General features: G+C 62.0%; 1 protein-coding gene and 1 pseudogene. Both read right to left on the reverse strand.

Annotated elements, in window-relative coordinates; all coding sequences use genetic code 11:
• Positions 1-16 precede the first annotated feature (16 nt).
• On the reverse strand, positions 17-319 hold the full coding sequence (locus PAF17_RS20080; RefSeq protein WP_271890823.1) for a transposase: 303 nt from the start codon (positions 317-319) through the stop codon (positions 17-19).
• A gap of 265 nt (positions 320-584) precedes the next feature.
• A pseudogene (locus PAF17_RS20220) lies at positions 585-938 on the reverse strand (hypothetical protein); the annotation flags it as partial.
• Positions 939-944 lie beyond the last annotated feature (6 nt).

Genomic DNA, 944 nt, shown 5'->3' on the forward strand with positions numbered 1-944 from the left:
CTAGCAACTATATCTTTCAGTGTTGTCTGGGCTCCCATTTCTGCGGTCTTTTGCATAGCGCATTGGCGATGATGACGAGCTTGCGCGCGACGGCCGTGACGATGACCTTGTGTGGTTTTCCGGATTTCCGGAGCCGATCCGCGAAGGCTTTGAGCGTCGGCTTGTGATGCGAGGCGACCAGTGCCGCCTGGAACAGGGCACCCCGCAAGGCGCGTCTGCCACCGGCGAAGACTCGCTTGCCGCGCAGCGTTCCGCTGTCCAGCGCCACTGGCGCCAGAGCAGTCAGGGCCGCAGCTTCTTCGCGGGTGAGGGCCTCCAAGCTCGGGCAGCTCAGCGATCCGCGTCGAACTGGCTACCGATCCGATACCGGGCACGGACCGGAGGACCGGCGCGGTGTCTACGAGATGCCTGTCGCGACCGAGAAGTTCTGAAATTCGGCTTTCCAGCTCGGCGATCGCGACATCCAAGCGCTCTTTCAGCTCCACATCGATATCCTCGAACGTCTCTGCAGTTCCGGATTTGCGATGCGCCCGGATCTGCGCCAGAAGCCGTTTTCGCATCTCGACCACCTGTGCCCGCTTGGTGGTCAAGGCCCTGAGAAGACGTAGATGTTCCGCCGGAAGTATTCGTCCGGCGTCGGGCCTGAAGATCAGAAAGCGCATTATGAGTTCGGCATCGATCCTGTCGGTTTTTGCGCAGGTTCCAAGGCTGCGCGCGAAGACCTTGACCTGGGCCGACCGCACTTGGCGGGCCTCGACGCTTGCGTCCTCCACATAAAACCAGAGCCGCCATTCCGGCCCGCCCGCAGCTTCGAAGCACAGGATGGCCCCGCGGTTTCGGGCGAGATTGGCCACGCCAGCATGACCGGCGTCATCATCGCGTATACGGTGGCGCTGACCGACCGGAAGGCAGTGAACATCGAGCCAATCTCGGCTCACGTCTAT

This window comes from Paracoccus onchidii, from assembly GCF_028294535.1.
Classification (GTDB): Bacteria; Pseudomonadota; Alphaproteobacteria; order Rhodobacterales; family Rhodobacteraceae; genus Paracoccus; species Paracoccus onchidii.